This is a genomic window from Microcoleus sp. MON2_D5 (genome assembly GCF_036701905.1).
Lineage (GTDB): Bacteria > Cyanobacteriota > Cyanobacteriia > Cyanobacteriales > Microcoleaceae > Microcoleus.
Map to the genome: position 1 here is coordinate 1 of NZ_JAUBRM010000045.1, position 15013 is coordinate 15013.

The following is a 15013-nucleotide window of genomic DNA, read 5'->3' on the forward strand; positions in this document are numbered from 1 at the left end:
AGGTACTGGAATAATAATGAATCCTCCTGTATTTATTGTTTTAAGCACTGCCTAGCCCTTAACTGAACCGTATTGCGTTCTTAAGTGCTGAAACTCTTAATTTTATTGCTTCTTCCTTCTGCTATATCTGTCAAGAAACCCGGTTGATGAGGCAGCCTGCGTAAGTTTTTTTTCGGTTTACCATGATTAATTTAAAATTAGAGTTTTAATTATGTCAGCAAAGCGCATTCTGGTCATCGATGATGAAAAAAACCTCTGCAGCGTGATTCAGGCCTGTCTGGAACATTTAGGCGGCTGGATTGTACTAAGCGCGCCTGACGGCAGCCAAGGATTGGTTTTAGCTGAAACTCACCTCCCTGACGCTATTCTGTTAGATGTGATGATGCCGGATATTGACGGACTTACTCTGTTTGGTTTGCTGCAAAATAATGCGGCTACTCGGGGGATTCCGGTGATTTTCCTGACGGCTAAGGTGCAGGCGATGGATTTGAGCCAATTTGCTGATTTGGGGGTAGCGGGGGTGATTGCAAAGCCTTTCGATCCTTTGAGTTTGGCACAGCAAGTAGCGGAAATTCTGGGTTGGGAACCGTTGCTTTAAACTCGGGTAAAACACATCGCAGATAGCATATCAAACTCGGCATTTGAAACCGCTACTAGACCCACAAAGTCGGCCCAGCCCGACGGAAGAATCAAGGGGGCATTAAAGCCGGATGACGATCAAAAATCCGCTTTCTCATTCTCTTGATTGTTGCGAAAATTACGCAATTATGTTATACCACCCGGTTTAGGCGTCCAGGAAATTCCTAGTTTTTCCGGCTATTTTCATAATTTCCTCATTTTTTTGATTTAGCTTTGAGATCGATCGGTGATTGATTAATTTAAACTCTGATTCCCTAGAAGTTCTAGAGATGATCTCAGGGAGTCGGGGTTTTTTGTTACCTAAAAAGCCGATCGGCTATCACCGCATTTACAGGCCGAATAACTCCTCCAGAAGTTACGCACACTTGCCTCAAGAACGATTTTTTTCAACCCGGAATCACGGATGCAGCCAAGTTTTTTGCTAAAAAACCAGGTTTCAGCCTGCTAATCAAAGATTTACGCAGATTTCCCTCAGAAACCTGGTTTTTTAACCCAGGAACACAGATAAAACCAAGTTTTTGGCTAAAAAACCCGGTTTTTGCCTAACTGTTGTAATCCCTGCTTCGGCAAAAGTATATTTATCAAAAAAAATTATGGTCTTCATAATTTCCTCATATTTTTTAGATAATATTTAGTCCAAGCTCTTGAGTTGAAAGTCTATGCCATCTCAGCACCATTCCACTGCCAAAGAGCGAACCTGTTGTCAGGAGAGTTCGGGGCAGTGACGGTACTTTCGATTAACTGGTGCTACAGAACAACCAGCCTGAATAAGTCAGGGGTTAGGCAGTGCCTACCACAAAAACCCGGTTTTTAACGGGGAAAAACGGAGTTTCTGCGCCAGACCTCTAATTGTTGGCAGGATAACTCAATGCTACAAAAATTAATAACTGAAGATGTGATTCGCGCTCTCGAATAACACCAAAAAAATAAGTCGGTCGTTTTGTCAAGAGCAAAAGTCGCAATTGCCACTAACAGGCAAAGCCAAGTCTCAGTTAGTTTTTGAAAGAGTGTGGAGATTTTTAAATGTCTGATCAGCTATCTTATAAAGGTAACAACCAGATTCTGTGCTATTACGCAAATGTTACCAACCTAGTTCAGGTGGTTCGGATTGGGAACATTCCTAATTGGTACTTTGAAAGAGTGATGTTTCCCGGACAGCGACTAATGTTTGAAGCTGCTGCCGAAGCAGTCTTAGAAGTTCACACTGGTGTGGTGCCAAGTGCTATTTTATCCGACAAGATTCCCTGCTACGTGCTGCGGGTTATAGAAGAGGTAAGTTCCGAGTTCGAGCTGGTGATGACCGAAGAACGATTGGCGGTATTAGCCGGTTAAAATTCATGAGAAATCAGACGAGATCGAGAACAGCCACAAAAATATTAGTTAACGAGTGTTTGGGGACGGGGAAAATGCAGAAAAATCTTGTCAATATTACCTTAGCTGTAGTCACAGAGGAAGTAGAAATTATCTTGGAGTCTTATCCGAAGCACCCCTACCAACAAGCTTTTTCGCCTTCGGGATTGCGACAAGATTTAATTGCTTATGTGCTCAGCCGAATTCCTAATAGATATACTGCGATCGACCCCAGCGAGTCGGTGTCAAACCAAACAGTTCAGGTTCGCTGTTCTTCAGAGCAATTGCTGCACATAGAAAATTTGATTCATACTGGAATTCGCGAGGTGCTGCACAGCTATCAGAAGATAGATCACCGCCTGCCTGAAGAAGTTAAATTTGATTCGAGAGTTGCTAGTTGGTTTTGATAGTTTGTTGTAAATGAGGGAGACGCCGAGATTCTCGGCACTCTCGGTTGGGCGAGGTGGAATTGTTTACTGACTCGATGGTTCAAGACTTTTCGTAATCGCAGCAGCAGTTGCACGGGCCATTGGGATTGACAGCACAGCGCAGAATTTCCGATCGAGCATTAAAACGGCAGCTAGCATCTCCGATAACCCAGATGCCGCTTACAAAAGTTCTTTCCGTCGGCGGTGTGGCCGACTGCACGTACAGGGCAATTTTTTGCAGTCGGTAGCGGCCGGATTTGAGTTGATAGCGGTGGTGGCGTTCCAAAACAGCGTAGGTTTGTCCCTCTAAATCTAGATAGTTCCCCGGTTGTGGCGTCCAATCCAGCCGAATGCTACCTAAATATTGGCGGGGGTGAGAGAGAATCACCTCTACGGGTAAAGTATTTTGTTCCATGTGGCGGTGCGTTCGCGAACTGAACTAAAGGGGCAAATAGTGAGCTAAACCGACATCTTCTTCATCTAGAAAGATAAGTTTTTTTAGAGAGAGTAATTTCGGTTGAGGCGCTAAACTTAACTATAGAACCTTTGGCGATCGGCGGATAGCCGACTAACCAACAGGCTAGGAAATAAACTTCAACTCGCTTGAGGTAACTAAAGTTAAGTTCGATTAGGTTTGATAAAGCAGTACACGCTGATGGTATCGCAACTCGCAGGTTCGATCGATACGCGGTTGAGATTCCTGAACAGATTTTAAGGGTTTGCAGGACTTGGGGTGCTTCGGGTGCATTTGTACTGAGGACTTCAGTCCTGTGATTTTTATGAGGACTTCAGTGATCACTACAAACCAAACCGGATTTTCGGCAATCAATCATAATTCCCAAAAATATGCCATTCCTTCCATGATTCCCCAAGCGCAAGTAGAACTAGCTAAATAATGATTTTCAGTGCCGCATTCGCGATGCCATTCTAAGAGTTCTGACAGAGCATTAGCGACGATTACTCCCCGGACATCCTGTTCAAACATATTGATATCATTGCCAGAATCTCCGCAAACTAATGTTGCCTCAGATGGAATTTGTAGGCGCTTTTGTAAATAAGTAAGGGCATTACCTTTATTGCTAGTTTGCGGTAAAATATCCACATCGCGATTGCTGCTAAAAATGATTTGACCTGGCAGTCTCGATTCAGTTAACTTTTGCTGCAAAGTCTGGACAATAGAACTATTTTCTGCTGCTGGTTCCAGACAATAACTGATTTTCCAAGGATTTTGTTCTTTTAGGGATTGGGGTTTAAGCTGGGAAAACTGCTGAGCTAAAGAGGCGATCGCCATTTTATCCCAGTCTTGAGAAAGATATTCCGCCCAATCTAAGTCCAGGGTTCCGTCTTGGTAAATTTCGCTGCCTACACCTGCGATCAAATAGTCCGGTGCTAGTAGTTGCTTTTGGGCAATTAATTCGCAAGTTGAAGCATAAGAACGCCCGGTAGCATAAACCAAACATATTTGCGATCGCTTTGATTGCAAGCGCTGGTTTAAAACTTGAGTTGCTTCGTCATCTCCGACTAGCGTGTTGTCTAAATCTGTAACTAATAAAAACTTCATTTTGGGAATTAGTCAGTAGTCAGTAGTCATCAGCGATCAGGAACCGAGGGCTTCCTAAAATTCTTTTAACTATTTATAAGAATTTGTTAAACCAAACACATTTATAAGCAAGCTTATCGTTTAAGATTGGCCCAATTTAATTTTCAACAAGTGGTGTGAGTGGTATGGTGAATAATTCAACCTCCCTTAAAGCTTTTTGGCTGTCTTTCTTGATTTCTGGTGCGGCAGTGCCTTTGGGGCCGATCGCAGCAACAGCTCAAATTCAGGATACCTCAACTCCAGAAGTTGCGCTAGAAGCGAGTGCCGTCCCGGAGGCTACCCCAGACGCAGCGCTGGCAGCAGTTAAGATTGAGATACCGCAGTTAGCGGAGATTGCCGCAGAGACTAAATCAGCAGTCGATCGCCCTTTACCCGATACAGATGCAGCATGGGTGAATCGTGCTTTACCTCAAACAGATATAGCAACAGTCGATCGCCCGGAACCCCAAGATAATACAGCAAGAGTCGATCGCCCGGAACCCCAAGATAATATAGCAACAGTCGATCGCCCGGAACCCGAAACAGATGCAGCATGGGTGAATCGCGCTTTACCCGAAACAGATATAGCAACAGTCGATCGCCCGGAACCCAAAAAAGATAAAGCAACAGAGGATCGTGCAACAACAGCCCCAGAAATAACGGGGGCAATTCGCGAATTACCCCCCCAGGAGTTAGAAATTGCAAACTCTCCTCAGTCTCAACAAGTTGCTGAAGCCAGCACAGTTGCCGACATCAGCAGCGAGACGGGCACCGCTGATGACCTCAGCATACAAGAAGACGCAGCACAAGTCACCTCTGTTTCCCAACTGTCCGACGTGCGCCCCACAGATTGGGCTTTTCAAGCCTTACAATCCCTAGTAGAAAGATACGGCTGCATTGCGGGATATCCAGACGGCACATTCCGAGGAAATCGAGCAATGACTCGCTATGAATTCGCCGCCGGATTAAACGCTTGCTTAGACCAAATTACCAAACAACTTGGCGGTTCTACTGGTAATTTAGTCCAGCGAGAAGATTTACTTGCTTTGCAAAGATTGCAAGAAGAATTTGCAGCAGAATTAGCTACTTTGCGCGGTCGAGTGGATGCTTTAGAAGCCCGCACTGCCGAATTAGAAGCCAACCAATTTTCAACTACCACTAAATTAAACGGATTTGCTTGGTTTAACCTGACTGGAGCTTTTGCGGGCGAGCGAGTCCGAGTTGAAGCAACAAATGGAAATGCTGCTCCGCTCGATCGAGTTGCCGGACGCGATCCTGTCACCAACAGACCAATTGTGCAGAAAGTTGACGACCCAGAAATCACTTTCAGCCAGTTAGTTTGGTTGACCCTCACTACTTCCTTTACAGGGAAAGACGAATTGATTACACAGCTAGCTGTAGGTAACGGAAATTCACCAGCCAATCAGTATACTTCTACGGGCCTGTTCAATACATTCGGCACTCCTTTTCTCGATCAAACTGCGGGAGCAAATCCCAATGAAGTTGTCCTGAGGGAACTTTCCTATCGGTTCCCGCTTACCAACAGCTTGCAAGTAGTATTCGGGCCGCGGATTAATTTTTACCGCTACTTTGACAACAATAGGTTTAACTTTTTCGTAGACGGTGCGAGCAGCTTTAATTCTAACAACAGCCCTCTGTTAAGCGCTACCAGACGCGGTGCAGGTGCTTTGGTTTTGTGGGATATCGGCCGCGCATTGAAACTGCGTTTTGGCTACTTGGGCGAGAGTACGGAATTTTTGCCCACTTCCGTCTTTAATTCCGCTTCCAATCCGTCTCAAGGCTTGTTTGGTGGGACAAATACGACTACAGCAGAATTAACATTCAGTCCGAGCGATCGGACTAATTTGCGCTTTCTGTACAGCCGTTCCAATATCCAGCAAATCGGCGGCTTAATTGGATCTCCTAACAGCAAGCCGTTAAACGGTGTGGCAGATGACGGTTTCGGCGGCCGCCTGGGCAATGCTACTGCGAATACTTATAGTTTCAATTTCGATTGGTCAGTCACTCGCCGCTTTGGTCTTTTCGGCCGCTACGGCTACGCCGAAACCAATATATTTCCCAAGACTGACCGACCCAAGGGCACGATCGAGAATCAATCTTATCAGTTAGGACTTGCATTTCCCGATTTGTTCAAAGAAGGAGCTTTGCTTACGGTGTCATATTTAGTACCTTTTGACTTTACTGGCGGTCGGAGGTTTCTGGTTTCTGGCGGAGGGAATGGCGGTACGCAGTACGAAATTGAGGCAACTTATTATTTGCCTCTCACCGACCATATTTCGATCGTGCCAGCATTTTATGCGATCTGGAATGCCAATAATTTCGATAACAACCCGACAATTTTTGTGGGAAATTTGCGGACGCAGTTTAGTTTTTAACTAAATTAGGACTTACTTGAACCTAATTATAGTATTTTCAGTTGAGTGAGGTACACATTGGTAATGGGTAATGGGGTGCTGACTGCAGAGTACCTGGCTCAGTTTAAAACTGCTATATTTAGGGCGCGCCTGGAGCGCCTTACCGCGCTCTTAGTAGGGTATCAAACCACTGATACCAAATCCGCGTTAAAAACCCCTTGATAAGGCTAGGCGATTGAAATCGCTAGTACACAAACTGTCGTTCCTAGCTGAGAGGGACTAAGAAATCAAGGGGGTTTTTAAGCCGAATGCGGACATAATTAATGGACATGATATCAAATCCGTGCTTCCTCGTCGGGCGTAAAATCGAGTCAACAGTCAACACTCAACCATCATTCAGTTTTTCGACGGACAGTTAACAGTTAACAGCCAACAATCACGGACGGTGCAACCGGAATTGATATGATATGCTGATTAGCGTCATCCTGATGTCAACGAATTGGAATTTCGATGATAAATTCAGTGCCTTTACCTGGTTCTGAGAGGCACTGCAATTTGCCGTTGTGTTTTTCAACGACAATTTGGTGCGAAATTGATAAACCCAAACCTGTGCCTTTACCTACGGGTTTTGTGGTAAAAAACGGGTCAAACAAACGCACAATCTGATCTTCGGGAATGCCCATACCGTTGTCTTTGATCCGAATTAAAATGCTCTTGTCCTCAATCGTTTCAGTTTGAATGGTAATAGTAGGAGAGATAGAATTTGCGGTGTCTTTTGCTTGGCTGCTGCTTTCTTCCAAGGCGTCGATCGCATTTGCCAATACATTCATAAATACCTGATTTAACAGTCCGGGATGACAGTTTATTTGCGGCAGTTCTCCGTATTCTTTGATCACTTTAATGCCCTGCCATTTTGCCTTGGCTTTTAGCCTGGTGTTCAACATTAACAAGGTACTTTCTAAACCTTCGTGAATGTCGGCAGTCTTGATTTTAGCTTCATCTGCCCGCGAGAAATTGCGAAGAGTTTGAATAATTTCTACAATGCGCTCGCATCCGGTCTGCATCGAGCTGAGCAATTTGGGCAGGTCTTCTGCTAGAAATTCTAAGTCTATATCATCGGCTTGTTGCTGAAGTTTTGCTGGGGGATTCGGGTACTCTTCTCGATACACCTGTACGATTTCTAATAAGTCTAGAACGTAGCCTCGGACGTGGCAGAGGTTGCCGGCGACAAAGCCAACTGGGTTGTTAATTTCGTGGGCAATTCCTGCTAGCACCTGTCCGAGGGAAGACATTTTTTCGGTTTGTACTAACTGCATTTGAGTTTGCTGCAAGTCGCTCAAAGCTGTTTGCAGTTCTTGGGATTTTTGCCGATCGCGATCGGCGGCGGCGGCCCGTTCTTCCTCAACTCCGATCGCGCCGGCAATAATTCCGATCAGCTTGCAGTCGGCTTCGGTGGGCGCGATCGACTCAGTGTAGACAACGCACACCGCACCCACGTAATTGTCGCCCAGCCGCACTGCTTGTCCCAGATAGCTTTGCAGTTGGTAGCGGATGACAGCGGGATCGGTTTGGGCATAGATCGTGTTCTGCAAGTCAGGAATTGCAACAGCCCGATCGCTTCCTTTGCTGCATACGTCGGTGCAGATGTGGCCCTCGGCGCGATCGACCAGCGGGTAGTCCGGCGGCGCTTGCCAAGTCCCGATCGCGCGCAGCAGACCGCCACCGACGCGGCTGTAGATGGCGCAGCTTCCGCCCAAAAGCTCGCCGGCTAAGGATGTCAGACGCTGGATGTTCTCAGCGGCGTCGGTGGTGAATCCCAAAAAGCACTCGTTGATTTTGCTGAGGCGGTACTCTGCTTGCCTGCGCGCCGTCATGTCGCGGGAGTTGATCACAATTCCTTTCACAGCGGGGTCTGCTAGCAAGTTGATGCCCACACCTTCAAGAAAACACCAAGAACCGTCAGCGCGCCGGAAGCGACCTTCTAGGGCGATCGAATCGCCTGGATTTGCGATCAGTTTTTCGCAGTCGGACATCACCGAGGGAAGGTCGTCAGGGTGGATTAAATCGAGAGCAATTTGACCGGCGAGTTCATCGGGTTCGTAGCCCAAAACTCTTTCTACAGAAGGGCTTTCGTAAACAATGCGACCGCTGGCGTCAAGAATAGTAATGATGTCGGAACTGTTGAGAATTAGCGATCGCCACTTAGCCTCATTTTGAAACAAAGCTGACTCGGCTTGTTTGCGATCGGTAATATCCTCTACCATTTGCAAAATAAACTGTGGCGTTCCCTGACTGCTGTCGATGACAGAGGCGCTGAGGCGTCCCCACCTGATGCTGCCGTCTTGGCGGAGGTAGCGCTTCTCGATTTGATAAGCTTCGCGGGAGCCCGCGACCAACTGTTGGCGCAACTGGCGCGAAACTTCTGCGTCTTCCGGGTGCGCGCAGTCGTCGAGGCCAACACCCCGCAGTTGAGCTTCCGAGATCCCCAGCATAGCTTGAAATGCCGGGTTAGTGGCGATCGCAACACCTTCGAGGGTAGCGACTACCATGCCGATCGCAGCGCGTTCAAAAATTGCCCGAAACCGCTGTTCGCTGTCTCGCAAAGCTGCATCCGCTGCCACTTCCTGCGTGATGTCCCGCCCCGCGACGGCCAAACCTTTGCGCGAACCGTCGGGGTTGAACAGCGGCACTTTCCGCACTTCAAACAAATTGCTGCCGCCTGTGGGCAAGGAGACAATTTGGCTGCTGGAGGTAAGAGTGCCTGCTTCCCAGGTGGTTTCGTCGGTTTCCTGCCAAGTTAGCAGGATTTCTCTGACTCTCGGATCGGCGGCGGCAGCTAGTTCGGCAGTAGTTTTACCCTGGTAGTCTGCGGTTTCCCAGCCCAAAAGTTGGAGGGCGCAGTCGTTGGCAATCAGCCAGCGCCCCTCGCTGTCTGTGAGGTTGATCGCGTCGGGGACGGCGTTAATCGCGGTTTTCAGCCAGTATTCTTGATTTCGCAGCGCTGCTTCGGCTTCTTTGCGGGCGGCGATTTCGGCGACGGTTCCTTCGTAGTAAAGGAGTTCGCCGCCTTCGCCGCGGACTTCGCGCACGTTTTCCGAGATCCAGGTAGTGCTGCCGTCTTTGCGGCGGACGCAGGACTCAAACTCTTTCAGGGAGCCGTTTTTGCTGATTTCTGCAATGAAGGAAGCGCGGCGGGCGCGATCGGCGTAAAGGTTTTTTGCCGAACATTTTGCGATCAGTTCTGAGGGCGAATCGTAGCCGTACATTCGGGCGAGTGCCTGGTTGGCGCTGAGGTAGCGCCCGTCTGGGGCGGTTTGAAAAATGCCTTCGGTGGCGTTTTCAAAGATGCTGCGGTATTTTGCCTCGGCTTGTTTGAGGGCTTCTTCTGCTTGGAAGCGATCGGTGATATCAGATTGGACGCCGATGAAGTGGGTAACGAGCCCGCTGCTGTCGCGCACCGGCGAGATGCTGAGTTCGTTCCAGAAGGCGGTGCCGTCTTTGCGATAGTTTTTCAGAACTACTTTGCAGTCATGCTGTTCTTTCAGGGCCACACGGATTTGATCGACGGCTGCGCGATCGGTATCCGGGCCTTGCAGGAAGCGGCAGTTCTTCCCGATTATTTCGCTGCGATTGTAGCCTGTAATTCGCTCGAAAGCGCCGTTGCAGTAGACTATAGGCTTGTCCGGCCGGGTAGCGTCCGCGATCGCGATGCCGTTGCTGGTAGCTGCCAGGGCGCGATCGTACAGCCGAAATACTTCTTCTATTAAATTCGGTGTGCCGCCAGTACGAGTCGGCGATAGCGTTTCAGAAGGAATGCTTATATCTATCTGCATGATTTTCTATAAATTGAGTTTATTGTAGAGATCTCGACTGGCAGCACACCCTAGACTTTAACAGAATTGCCTGTTTTCCACAGGCAGAAGGTAGAAGGCTATTATGCAGAATTTTTGCGGTAAATTCTACCTAAAAAAAATCTGGCTTCCCTCGTTTTTTTCCTCTTTGCTTCTGCCTTGTGCCTTCTACCTTCAAAGGAATCCTACTTGTTAATTTATAATAGCTGTTCCCGGGATCACTCTATCTTTGGTATGGTTTGCTTGGCAGGGTTTAGGTAGCTTACAAGTTCGGGCATTTATTTTTTTGAGTGAATCAAAATCTGATGCCCGGAGTCTCTATTGAAATATTTGGAATAAAAGATATAGGATTTAAACGATTCCAAATATCCCATAAAAAAACCGGAAAAATTAATGTTGAACGAACACAGCAAGTTCTGAAATATCGTCGATCGCGAAAGTCGGTTCTAGGGCGAGACACTGAGCGCGATCGCCATATCCGTAAGCCGCCCAACAAACATCTATCCCAGCATTTTTAGCAAACAGCAAATCAATCGCTGTATCGCCAACCATTAAAACTTGACTGTTATCCAAGTCCGGGAACAGCGGTTTAATAATTGAGTGAAAAACCGCCGCCTCGGGTTTCATAATCATTTCTCCGTTGTCACCTAAAATCAAATCAAAAAAACTGTGAATTTTCAATTTTTGCAGTAACGAATTTACAAAAGTAACGTGTTTGTTGCTAAAAACTCCCAGGCTCAATCCCGACTTGCGCGCCAACTGCAAGACTTGCTTTGTCCCGGTAAATAACTCTACCTGCTTTTCACCTTCCGTCCGATAATAAGAGCGGTAAGTTTCAACCCATTCAGGAATTGCGCTTTCCTCGATCGCCGGATGCAGGATTTTAAAAGTATTTGGTAAATTGATGCCGATCGTACTTATAATAGTATCAGCAGCAGGCGGGGTAATATTGAAAGTTTCAAAAGTTTTGGTAAAGCAAAATACAATAGCTTTGTGAGTAATTGCTAAGGTGCCGTCGAAGTCAAAAATAATTAACTTGTACTTACTCATATTTCTGAAAATTTTCTCTATAGCAGCAATCGGAGGTTTTCAATGACTTAATAGCATGATTAATCTCTAAGTCACAAATTATAAGTATAATCTTTAAACATTCAAGAGGTCAACATGAGTGTCACCGAAAAACCAGAAATTATAGCAACAGATTTCCCTGACCACACTCAATTACCAGACTCCGACGGTACTTTTGTGAAAAACTTTCAAGAACATCCTCAAAGCATCCTGTTAACAACATCAATCCGACCGATTTTAGACCAAATTCATCCCGACGGACAATACTGCATCGGTCAAGATTCCGGTATTTACTGGCGAGTTGCCGAACTCCCGGAACCGCCCGAAAGAGCAGCCCAAGCACCTGATTAATTTTACGTGCCCGACGTGGCGCCAACTCTTGACGGAAATCTTCGTCGCTCCTATGTAATGTGGCAGGAATTAATGCCGCCTCGGATTGTACTTGAATTTGTTTCTGGTGATGGCAGTGAAGAAAGAGATAGGACTCCTCGCCAGGGCAAATTCTGGATTTACGAACGGATAATTCGACCTGCTTTTTACGGCATTTATGAAGTCAAAAAGGCACAAGTTGAAGTGGATCATTTGGTAGAAGATCGGTTCGAGTTAGTCCCACAAAATGAGCGCGGACATTACCAGATCGCACAAATAGGAGTGGAATTAGGCATTTGGCCAGGGGCTTATCAGGGCGTAGAACTGCCTTGGCTGCGCTGGTGGGATGCTGAGGGGAATTTGCTGGCGGCGGCCGAGGAACGGGCAGAACAAGCCGAATTGGGGACAGAACGAGAACGACAAAGGCGAATAGAAGCTGAGTTGCGAATTCAAGCTTTAGAAGCGCGTTTGCGAGAGTTAGAAGGACGGTAATTCGATTTTAGATTTTAGATTTTAGATTTTAGATTGGGGATGACTGATGATTATCGGGGTTGGGTTCTTCATAAGTCATTCGCAATTCTTCAATTCTTCAATCAACAATCTAAATTCGCATAAGTCGCAGATTCCGGTAGGGACACGGCATTGCCGTGTCCCTAGGAATATCATGTGCTGTAAAAACCCGATCGCCTAGCAGCCTCCTCAGAAACGATATAAACATTCATCGGTTATTATCAAAAATTTGCGTATATTAGCTTAAGTATTGCATTACTTTTTGTGTAAGTCCTATGGCACTAATTGTTCAGAAATATGGCGGAACCTCGGTGGGCACAGTCGATCGCATTTTGGAGGTAGCCCGACGAGTTGTAAAAACAGCACAGCTCGGCAACTCTCTCGTTGTCGTACTTTCAGCGATGGGCAAAACCACCGACGGTTTAGTTAAACTCGCCAAGGAAATTTCCGCAAATCCCAACAAGCGGGAAATGGATATGTTGCTTTCCACTGGGGAACAAGTCTCGATCGCACTTTTGAGCATGGCATTGCAGGAAATGGGACAGCCCGCAATTTCCCTCACAGGCGCCCAAGTCGGCATTGTCACCGAAGCCGCCCACACCCGCGCCCGGATTTTGCGAATTGACCCGAATCGGCTGGAGAGTCAGTTAAAAAGCGGTAAAGTCGTTGTGGTTGCGGGTTTCCAAGGTATCGCCGATGCCGGAGAATTGGAAATTACCACCTTGGGCCGTGGCGGTTCCGACACAACCGCAGTAGCCCTGGCTGCAGCGCTGCGGGCCGACAGGTGCGAAATTTATACCGACGTGCCCGGAATTCTGACTACAGATCCGCGCTTGGTTGCCGACGCGCAATTGATGGACGAAATCACTTGCGACGAAATGCTGGAATTGGCGAGTTTGGGCGCAAAAGTCCTGCATCCGCGCGCGGTAGAAATTGCCAAGAATTACGGCGTGCCGCTGGTAGTGCTTTCTAGCTGGAGTGACGCGCCCGGTACGCGGGTAGTGTCCCCACCCCCGAAACTTCGGCCTTTGGAGGGTTTGGAGCTCGCAACAGCGGTGGATGCGGTGGAATTTGACTTGGATCAGGCGGGGGTGTCGCTACTGCGTTTGCCCGATCGCCCCGGCGTAGCTGCGCGGTTGTTTGGTGCGATCGCGCAGCAAAACCTCGATGTAGACTTAATTATTCAGTCAATTCATGAAGGAAATACTAACGATATTGCCTTCACAGTGACGCGAAAATCTCTGCAACAAGCCGCCGCCGTTGCAGATGCAATTATCCCCGCCCTCGGCAAGAATTCTCGCCCAGAATTGGGAGAACCGGAAGTGAAAGCAGAAGAGCGACCAATAGCTAAAGTTAGCATTGCGGGTGCGGGAATGATCGGTCGTCCGAGGGTAGCGGCGCAGATGTTTAAGACTTTAGCGGATGCGGGAATTAACATTCAAATGATTTCTACATCCGAGGTGAAAGTTAGTTGTGCGATAGATGCCGAAGATTGCGATCGGGCCGTTGCCGAACTCTGCAAAACATTTGATGTTGCCAACTCCCCTATTGGGCTGCGTTCATCATCCCAAAAACCGCCTGCAGTCCGCGCCGTTGCGTTGGATATCAATCAAGCGCGTCTAGCAATTCGCCAATTGCCCGATCGCCCAGGAGTAGCAGCAAAACTGTTCGGACTTTTAGCCGAGGAAAATATCAGCGTAGACACGATCATTCAGTCGCAGCGCTGCCACAATATCGACGGCATCTTAACTCGCGACATTGCATTTACCGTAGCACAAATTGACGCCGAAGCTGCTAAAAACGCCCTCGAAAAAGCCGCCCCCGAATTTGGATGGGGCGAAGTAGCAGTCGATACACAAATCGCCAAAGTTAGCGTTGTCGGTTCCGGGATGGTAGCGCATCCGGGAGTAGCGGCAAAGATGTTTGAAGCGCTTTCCCGCCAGCAAATCAACATTCAAATGATTGCTACTTCCGAGATTAAAATTAGCTGCGTTGTGGATGAAGGACAAGGAGTAACTGCTTTGAAGGCAATTCACGCAGCCTTTGAACTTGCCGGCACTGAAAAAATCCAAGTTCCCGCCTAATCAAGGTTTGTAGTTGCGCTTCAGCGCCGGCAGACTCTGAATCCCAACTACAAGCTTAAAAATTTGATTAATTAGAGTTTTCGGTAGGGATACGGCAGTGGTCTCCTTGCAAATATCGCGGACACAGCAGTGCTGTATCCCTACAAATATATTCGGATTTGGACACCGTACTGCCGTGTTCATACAAATATCTATGCACAGTCAACTATCAAAGTTTTGAGTGCAAATTTCACAGCATGAGGCTGTGTTAAAATGAAACTGGCGATCGGCTAAAAGGGATGGAATCTTATGACTGTAGCTAAGGAACAGATTACTGATAGCAGTAGCAATAGCGGTTTCTTGAATTTCCGAATCACTGTTGAACGTCTGATCGAGCTTTTAGATTTAGAAGAAGAGGATGAGTACGGAATTTTGAGACCGACTGAATATGCTTTCAGGACAGCGATGAAATTGATTGTAGAAGCCTATGATATTTTGGGTGATAATTTTCCTAAAGCATCCACTGGTACAGACGATCTAGGTAGTATCAGACTTGCTTGGCAAAATGTAAAGGCCGATCGGAGAGTACGCTTGTTCTGCCCGCATAATGCTGATGAGAAAGCTTACATTTATCATCAAAAGAGTGAGGAGTATGACTCGGAAGATATTACTTCAGCAGCCACCTTAGCCCATTGGCTAGAGTGGTTTAATAAGGTATGACCGATAAATATTCTCGCAGGGAATCAGATGTAGTCATAAATATCTAATGATTCATTACAGT

General features: G+C 47.1%; 10 protein-coding genes and 1 pseudogene. 7 read left to right on the forward strand and 4 right to left on the reverse strand.

The window, feature by feature from the left end:
• Positions 1-211 precede the first annotated feature (211 nt).
• From QUA47_RS17705 to QUA47_RS17715, 3 genes are all read left to right on the forward strand, one after another.
• Positions 212-598 carry a response regulator gene (locus QUA47_RS17705; RefSeq protein WP_333217374.1) on the forward strand — a complete coding sequence of 129 codons (387 nt, stop codon included), beginning with the start codon at positions 212-214 and terminating at the stop codon, positions 596-598.
• A gap of 1064 nt (positions 599-1662) precedes the next feature.
• The gene (locus QUA47_RS17710; RefSeq protein WP_190657629.1) at positions 1663-1971 is read left to right on the forward strand and encodes a DUF1830 domain-containing protein; all 309 of its coding nucleotides are present in this window, start codon (positions 1663-1665) and stop codon (positions 1969-1971) included.
• Between the two features lie 74 nt (positions 1972-2045).
• Positions 2046-2396 carry a hypothetical protein gene (locus tag QUA47_RS17715; RefSeq protein WP_333431686.1) on the forward strand — a complete coding sequence of 117 codons (351 nt, stop codon included), beginning with the start codon at positions 2046-2048 and terminating at the stop codon, positions 2394-2396.
• An 82-nt stretch (positions 2397-2478) separates the two neighbouring features.
• On the opposite strand, the gene QUA47_RS17720 is transcribed toward QUA47_RS17715, so the two are convergent.
• Positions 2479-2832: a DUF6464 family protein gene (locus QUA47_RS17720; RefSeq protein WP_190657625.1), complete on the reverse strand. Its 354-nt coding sequence runs from the start codon at positions 2830-2832 to the stop codon at positions 2479-2481.
• Positions 2833-3246: 414 nt separating this feature from the next.
• A complete protein-coding gene (locus QUA47_RS17725; protein ID WP_333431687.1) occupies positions 3247-3978 on the reverse strand; it encodes a sucrose-phosphate phosphatase in 732 nt (243 codons plus the stop codon).
• A 164-nt stretch (positions 3979-4142) separates the two neighbouring features.
• Between QUA47_RS17725 and QUA47_RS17730 the strand changes: the two genes are divergently transcribed.
• On the forward strand, positions 4143-6392 hold the full coding sequence (locus tag QUA47_RS17730) for an iron uptake porin (RefSeq protein WP_333431688.1): 2250 nt from the start codon (positions 4143-4145) through the stop codon (positions 6390-6392).
• A gap of 470 nt (positions 6393-6862) precedes the next feature.
• Here the strand turns inward: QUA47_RS17730 and QUA47_RS17735 are convergent, their stop codons facing one another.
• Positions 6863-10204 carry a PAS domain S-box protein gene (locus QUA47_RS17735; RefSeq protein ID WP_333431689.1) on the reverse strand — a complete coding sequence of 1114 codons (3342 nt, stop codon included), beginning with the start codon at positions 10202-10204 and terminating at the stop codon, positions 6863-6865.
• 408 nt (positions 10205-10612) lie between these two features.
• The gene (locus QUA47_RS17740) at positions 10613-11272 is read right to left on the reverse strand and encodes an HAD family hydrolase (RefSeq protein WP_333431690.1); all 660 of its coding nucleotides are present in this window, start codon (positions 11270-11272) and stop codon (positions 10613-10615) included.
• A 114-nt stretch (positions 11273-11386) separates the two neighbouring features.
• Between QUA47_RS17740 and QUA47_RS17745 the strand changes: the two are divergent.
• The 3 genes and pseudogenes from QUA47_RS17745 (at position 11387) to QUA47_RS17755 (ending at position 14952) form a co-directional block, all read left to right on the forward strand.
• Positions 11387-12151 (forward strand): annotated as a pseudogene (locus tag QUA47_RS17745) (Uma2 family endonuclease).
• A 293-nt stretch (positions 12152-12444) separates the two neighbouring features.
• A complete protein-coding gene (locus QUA47_RS17750) occupies positions 12445-14253 on the forward strand; it encodes an aspartate kinase (RefSeq protein WP_333431691.1) in 1809 nt (602 codons plus the stop codon).
• A 288-nt stretch (positions 14254-14541) separates the two neighbouring features.
• Positions 14542-14952: a hypothetical protein gene (locus QUA47_RS17755; protein ID WP_333431692.1), complete on the forward strand. Its 411-nt coding sequence runs from the start codon at positions 14542-14544 to the stop codon at positions 14950-14952.
• Positions 14953-15013 lie beyond the last annotated feature (61 nt).

Coding starts and splice junctions, on each gene's coding strand:
- QUA47_RS17705 (WP_333217374.1), top strand. CDS start 212: ATGTCAGCAAAGCGCATTCTGGTCATCGATGATGAAAAAAACCTCTGC.
- QUA47_RS17710 (WP_190657629.1), top strand. CDS start 1,663: ATGTCTGATCAGCTATCTTATAAAGGTAACAACCAGATTCTGTGCTAT.
- QUA47_RS17715 (WP_333431686.1), top strand. CDS start 2,046: ATGCAGAAAAATCTTGTCAATATTACCTTAGCTGTAGTCACAGAGGAA.
- QUA47_RS17720 (WP_190657625.1), bottom strand. CDS start 2,832: ATGGAACAAAATACTTTACCCGTAGAGGTGATTCTCTCTCACCCCCGC.
- QUA47_RS17725 (WP_333431687.1), bottom strand. CDS start 3,978: ATGAAGTTTTTATTAGTTACAGATTTAGACAACACGCTAGTCGGAGAT.
- QUA47_RS17730 (WP_333431688.1), top strand. CDS start 4,143: ATGGTGAATAATTCAACCTCCCTTAAAGCTTTTTGGCTGTCTTTCTTG.
- QUA47_RS17735 (WP_333431689.1), bottom strand. CDS start 10,204: ATGCAGATAGATATAAGCATTCCTTCTGAAACGCTATCGCCGACTCGT.
- QUA47_RS17740 (WP_333431690.1), bottom strand. CDS start 11,272: ATGAGTAAGTACAAGTTAATTATTTTTGACTTCGACGGCACCTTAGCA.
- QUA47_RS17750 (WP_333431691.1), top strand. CDS start 12,445: ATGGCACTAATTGTTCAGAAATATGGCGGAACCTCGGTGGGCACAGTC.
- QUA47_RS17755 (WP_333431692.1), top strand. CDS start 14,542: ATGACTGTAGCTAAGGAACAGATTACTGATAGCAGTAGCAATAGCGGT.